Below are 6,942 nucleotides of genomic sequence, written 5' to 3'. Positions count from 1 at the left end.
TTCGCCTTCTCTACCTTCGCCTCCAGTATCCTCGTATTACTGTCCTTTATCGCTGCTCCTGAAAGGTCCACTCCGTAATCAAAACTCGGCGCTTCAAAGTACTCGTACACCCCTATCCTCTGTTTCTCCGTCTCCGTCGCCCACATCGTCGAGTCTACTATCGCTTCCCTCTCGTAATTACTCCCCTTCCTTCGAAAACCGGCCACCGTCATCGTCTTATCCAGGTTCTTCTCCAAACCCCTGTTCGCGCTGGCCACCTGCTCCCGTATCCTCTCTTCCGCCTTCTCCACACTCTCCCTCAGCTGGTAGGCCTGCGCCACTGCCACGTGTTCCCTTACTTCCTGACCAACCTCGTCTCCATACGCCTCAAGCTTTCGTAAGGACCCGCTTATTCCCCTCATCTGCGGCAGCATCGCCGCCACCAGTACCGTATCCGTCCCAAGCCGCGCCGTCAGACTTTTCGCCTTTCCCATCACCCGCCCCAGCGTCATTCCATCCACCAGCCGGGCCGTCACATCCTCAAGGTCCGGCGCCTTCAGAGAGATATCAGGTACTAACAGCCCTTCCGCCTCCGCTATCATCGCATCTGCATCCAGCCCCAGTTCCCGCGCACTCGCAAGCGTTCCCGTCCGCACCGCTGCATCAGCCGCTTCATTGGCCCAGTCGTTCTTCAGCATAACCAGCCGGTCGTACTTCTCCTGCCACACCGTCGCTTTTTCGACGTAATCACGCTCATATTCGTCCTGCCAGCGCTTTCTCATGCCAAGAAGCACTTTATAACCGTCGATCCACTCGGCCATTCCCACCTGAAAAAGCTCTCCCGTCTGTTCTTCCCACGCCAGCTGCTGACGCTGCAGGTCCTCTGCCTCGGTGTAGAGTTTTTCCAGTTGCAAGCCCGAGGCAAGGCCAAGACGATATTCGTAAAAGGAGGCAAGGCGCTCTCCGTAGGCAGATAGCACCTCGGCGGCCCCGGAAGGATCGTAGCTTTCCGTCCCCCGGGAAAAGCTTAGTTCAGCATCAAAATAATCCTCTTCGCTGAACGAAGGATCTTGGTAGAGCTGTACCGCGACCTCTTTGATGGCATCCCAATCCTTCTCATCTTCGGACTGCAAGCGGGTATATTCTGTAAGCAGGGCACTTCTTTCGCTTCGAAGCAGAGCAACCCGTTCCCCCAGCTCTTGCGTAGCCCCTGCAATCTCTCCGTCCATAGCCTCTTTCACGCCTTCCAGAGCGGTAAAGTTGGAAGAGCGCTCTCCATCGGAAAGCTTTGAAAACTGTATGGTAAGATACTCTTTCTGAGCATCTGAAAGCGGTCTGTCGGTTTCAGACTCGATGAGGGCAATAAGCTGATCGCTCTGGGCAAGGGTCCCGCCTTTGTTTCCCAGAAGCTGATTCAGATACTCCTTTTCACTAGCGTACTGGTCATAGGAAGAAGAAGCCGTTTCCAGGGTATCGGCAATCAGCGAACGGCTTCCATCCCTTTGGGCCGAATAAGAGGGAAGGGCCCTTCGAAGGTCCCTGATTCTTCTGGACTTTCTTCTTTTTAAGGGCCGGTACCACCTGCCATATTTTCTCTGAAGCTTTTTTGCCTTTTTATCCACATACGAGGAAATCTGATAGCTCAACTCGTGGTCTATAGCATCACTTACAGTCTTCCTCATCTTTCCTCCCCGGAGCATCGTCTTGTAAAAGGCATAGAGGCGCTGCATCTCCTCATCGCCGGAGGCGAGCGCCGTATAGGAGGATGCACTCTGGTCCTTGAGCCACTGGCGGCCATTTATTGAGACCTCTTTTTCGATATCACCATCACCCAGAGGGCTCGGAACAGATACGGTGCGACGAAAATGAACATAATCATCCACCAGGGTTTTGAAGGCCGAGCCCCCCATAACGGAAACATCTACAAGATATTTACCGTCCTCTTTTGCCTCGGAAAACTCATAGAAAAAGGCACGGCCGAACCGTCGCATCAGTGCCGCGGGATCCCCGTGTTCGTTCAAGGCACGGAGCCACAGGGTGATGTCCCGGGAAAACTTCCTTGCGATATCTTCATCTTCACCGTCGAAATAGGCCTCCACCGAGGATAGGATATCGCCATTCTCCACCTGGGTAAAATCGCTAAGCTGGTCGGAAGACGCATCGTAATCAATGATAAACCCATCGGCTCCACAGGGAAAATCGAAAAGATCGAAGGCCGCTTCCAGATTTTCGGTATATGCATTCCCGATCAAGATATTGGTACGGGCGACCTTCTCTTCCATGGTGGAATAGGCGTCAAGAAGATAGCTAATCTGTTCCTGAAGCCCTTTGATTTCATCCCGCTTTGCCAGGTAATCGGGATCGAGGGTATCGGAGAACGAACTATCCTCGATCTCCAGCCCCTCCATCAACGCCAACAGCCCATGAGCATCCTCATACTCTTTCTGCCTACTCTGGTAGAGGACCTGGGGCCCGGAATCGAGCAGATCGTAACCTCCCGATGCATAGTCATAGATCTCATTCGCCGCCTGGTATTCCAGGCGGGCCTGACAAAAAGCCGAATAGGCATCATCCACGCTCAGGCTCTTTTCACCATAAGAGGCGGCAAGGGCCTGGTACTCGTCCAGCAGCAAGCCATAATTGGCCCGGCTCTCGTCATATGCGGCCTGGGCCATCGAAAGGGCCTCCTGGCGGGGAGTCACCACATCCCGCAAATAGGCCAGTTTTTCTTCACGCTGGTGCTCAAGCTGTGTCTTGAGATCCACAAGATCCTCTTCGGCGTCTGCTATGGACCTTCGTTTACTCTCCACCGCAGCGGCGGCCGCTGCATAGTCGCTCTCACCTTCTTCCTCCGGGGATTCGCCATTCATGACGGTAAAGGCAGAGGAAAGCAAGTCGTACCCAGCCTGGGCCTCGCGAAAGGGATCATCCCCCTCGATCACTATGCCTTCAAGCTCCGCCAGTGCCGATGCCGCCTTATACGAGGCAAGCGCACCGGCATAATAGGCGGTAATATCGCCGTCGATCGCCTGCCGGTACCATGAGGCGGTTCCAAAGGCAAGGTCCGATAACGAAAAATCTTCGCCATTTCTATCCAAAAGCGCGGCGGTAAGGCCGAAAAGAAAGGGGTTATCCGTTTCTGAAGCGGCCTCGGCGGCCGTACGGTAATCTCCGTCTCTATAGGCCCAATAGCCTTCTTCCGGGTCGGAAAAATACGAGTCAGGATCGAAGGCCAGAACCTCATCCAGGGAAAGGGCATCGGAAGGGAAACCGCACAGAAGGAGATAGGCCGATAAACTCTCGCCCGCATCCTGCCCCAAAGCCGTTGCATCCTCCACGACCGCGGCCGAGGCAAGGAGAAGAAGCTCTTCGCTACCCTCCAGTTCCAGACTTGCAGCAAGGCTGGTAAGCTTTGCCAGCTCCTGATAGCTTTCGGGGCTCGTATTTTGCATCGCCTCGAGGGCTGCAGAGAGCCCGCTGTCCGCCGAACCAAGAAGCTCTTCTGCACCAGAAAGGTCAATCTCGTCCCGGGCCGCTACGGAGGCGAGGTAATAGAGGACCCGATCCTCAAAATAGTCGGGAATCTCACCAGCCTTGTACATATCGGACAAAAGCAGAACAAGATCATCACTATTCGACAGGTATGGTTCCTCCTCCCTGTCGAAGGAAAAAAGTCCGAGCAGCTCTGTCTGCATCGAATTCCGATGAGCATCGGCCACGGGAATCATCTGAGCGCCGTACTCATCCGCTGCAGAGACAAGGGCCCTTTTATCCTGCAGCCGAGAAAGCTCATCCTTCAAAAAAGGATTGCTCAGATCGTAGCCGTTTTTCACGGCAATGCCCCCGTTGTCCACAAAGTCGTGAAACAACTCCAGCAGTGCTGGGTCAATCCCCTCCACCGCCTCTTCTCTGCTCACGGAGCCCTCGGCTACCAGGGTCAAACCTTCGGCAAAGTCGTCGTAGGCATCGGCCAGATCTGCACGTTCGGCCTCATCCGGATACAGGGCCTTGAGATAGGATGCCAACAGTGCACGCTCCTCATCGTCCTCCCCATCTGAATAACGCAGAGCGTCACGAAGAAGGGAGGCCTTGGCAGCAAGGTAACCGTTCTCCGCAGCCTCCGCATCCTCCCGGAGCCAAGCCAGCCATCCTGCCTCATCCCCCCAGGCATCGAAATTCTCTATTTCCAGTATCGTCCCTGCAGCCTGCTTATAGGCCAGCTGAGAAGCGATATTATTCCGGTAAGAAGCAAGCTCTTCTTCCAGGCAGGCCCGTGCCAGTTGTCCCTCGCCGCCGCTATTCTTTCCTGCATCAAAGAGGGCGCTAAGCTCCGACCGTTTTTCCTCGGGAAACTGAAAACCGGCATCGGCAAGGGCTGCGGTAAAAAGGGAGCCGTCCCAAGCTTCCCAGTTGATATGAAACTCCTCAAGGGACGCAAGCGACTCCTCCAATTCATGGGATGAAGCATCGAGTTCTTCAAGAAGGCTTTTTTGTTCTTCCTCCTCGTTATTACGGTTCCACAGCTCGGCCGCCGTAAAATAGTCCATATAGAGATCGAACCTGCCGTTTTCGAGATAGTAGGAGCTGATCTCGTGTTCCATATCGTTGATAACGCTGGTAAGAAGAGCCGTATCGTTTGCCGTATAGACGCTCCAGGCGTTCTCAAAGAGCTCTCTTGCTTCCGAAAGGGCTTCCTCTGCCGGAGCGATGGCGGATTCACTCATCTGGTCCATCTCTTCCTGGAGCCTTTCCATCTCCGCCATAAGCCCCTGCACCGCTTCCTGGGCCGCATTATAGCCGTTTCTGGCCTCTTCCAGCCTTTCGGCCGAGGCCTCCAGCTCGGCCGCCGTTTCCGCCTCGGTCGGCCTCAGCGAGCTCTCTTCATGTACATACGCAATGACCGCCTCCGATACCGCAAGTTGCCCCTGTAAATAGGAAACCCTTCTGGAGAGACGGGCAAGTTCCGCCTCATAGCTATCCCCCGCCACCGAGTATTCCCCCCGATCGCTTCCATAGCCCGATGCATAGTCCTCTAAATCGTAGAGATGCGCTTCGGCACCTTCCCGGGCGGAAAGTGCGGTTTCAAGGATGCCTTTCCACGCCTCGATTTCCCGCTGGTAATCCTCTTCTTCGGCGTCCCTGGCATGGTAGAGTTCGTACTGTTTTTGATACTCGGCCTCCCGATACATGTTATTTTTATAGCTAGCCTGGTACACGGCACAGAGCTTTTCGGCAAGCTCTTTATGGCTAAGGGTTTTGGAGGTATGCCCTGAAAAAAAGTTCTTGATACCAAAGGTGACCCCAGTTTCACCGATATCGTATACCCACATCATTGCTGCCTGGTCTTTGGAAAAACCGAAGGAACGGAAACGAGATTCCTCGGCTTCCTCTATGACATCCACATACCAATCAAGGTCTTCGTCCCGCGCAGATGCCGAAGGAAGGGCAGCCCCTCCATCGAAATACTCTTTGAGACGTAAACTCTTGTCACGGCGTGACTGTACCGGCAGAAAGTAATTGGTATACGCCACCTCTGCTTTATCAAGGGCGGGACGCAGTTCGTCCCGATAGGCCTCAACATCAGCCCTACGGCTTTCATAGTATTCGAGGTACTGTTCGGCCATGGACTGGAGGCCGACGGTTGAACGAAAGGTGGAAAGGGCCTGGTCGATCTCCGCCTTAAACTTCTCAAGCTCCCCACTGGCAGAAGCCTCCAGACCGGCAACGGCATCGCTGAATTCGCTGCTGAAAGAAGCCTGCTTTTCCTCCCAGAGGCTTCGTCCCTCCTCAATGACCGCACTGATCTCCTCCGCCCACCGGCTCCTGGCAGAAGCAAACTCGGTAAAGGCCTTATCCCAACTCTCTTCGGCACTCACAAGGCGGTCCTGGGCATCAAGCTCCCACCTGATTCGCTCTTCGAGAAAACGGCTTTCCGCATCATCCCAGCGCCCAAGGGCTTTTTCGAATTCCTCCTTAAAACTTTCTTCCCAATCCTGCATGCGTAAGGAAATCTCCGTTGCAGGGGCTTCGGTCACCTTTTCAAGTCCGTCGAGAAGTCCCCGTCTGGAGGCTTCGAGCTCTTTCTCGGTATCACCAATAAGAGTTTCGGCAAGGGCACCGGCACTTTCCTCCTCCTGCTTACGACGAAGGCTGTAGGTGTCCTGTTTACGCAAAGCGGCAAAACTTGTACGTCTTTTTCCCACCAGGGCCTCAAGTTCCTTTTGCGCCGACTTTTTATACTCGGCAAGGGAGGTGGTCAGCGCCTCATCAACGATAGCCTTGTAGCGGCCGGAGACGAGTCCAGCCATTTCATCCCCGAGAAACGTGGCATCCTCCTGCCATGAAGCAAGGGCGGCTGCTACCACAGCAGCGGCCTCTTCATCCCAATCCTCCTGGTCCTTATCATAGTTCTCTATATCGAACATAACAGGGTCGCCGGATGCATCGTAGAGGATGGCTCCGTTTTCATCCGTCTGATACAGAAGATGCTTATTTACTTCCGCAAGACGCTCCAGGAGCAAGGCGATATCCACCTTTTCCATCTGCTGCTGAAAATTGTCCTGCGAAAAACGGAGAAGCCGATCTTCAAGCAGCGCCTCGAAGTTTACCTGTTCGCTTTCGGAGAGCTCAGAGAAGCCATCCTCGGCTATATTCGTCCATTCGGAAAGATCAGATGCACGATCGGCACGATCAAAGAGGACCCGGGCCCCGAACTGTGGATCGGAAAAGCTTTGCGCAAAAAGTGTGGGAACTCCGCTTAGATTCAGGATTACAAACCATACAAGACAGCGCCCAAGCGTTGAGCGAAACGATGTTTTTTTCATAATAGAATACCACCTTTATCTATACACGCTTTTTCATAACCGTTTTATTCAATTCTGGTTCATTATAGTAGTAACACATTTTCTCTGTCAAAACTTTTGCACCCTTTCGCTTGACGACGAAATTTCATCATTATATACT

The 6,942-nt window shown here is 53.8% G+C and carries 1 protein-coding gene; it reads right to left on the bottom strand.

The window, feature by feature from the left end; genetic code table 11:
* Nucleotides 1-6,803 (bottom strand): coiled-coil domain-containing protein (locus F459_RS22580; protein WP_033302067.1); only part of this gene is annotated, 6,803 nt, incomplete at its 3' end.
* Between the last annotated feature and the right edge of the window lie 139 nt (nucleotides 6,804-6,942).

The sequence above is a fragment of the Sediminispirochaeta bajacaliforniensis DSM 16054 genome (assembly GCF_000378205.1).
Taxonomy (GTDB): Bacteria; Spirochaetota; Spirochaetia; order DSM-16054; family Sediminispirochaetaceae; genus Sediminispirochaeta; species Sediminispirochaeta bajacaliforniensis.
Note: the sequence above shows the minus strand (reverse complement) of the source record. Positions and strands in the feature narration are given on the sequence as shown.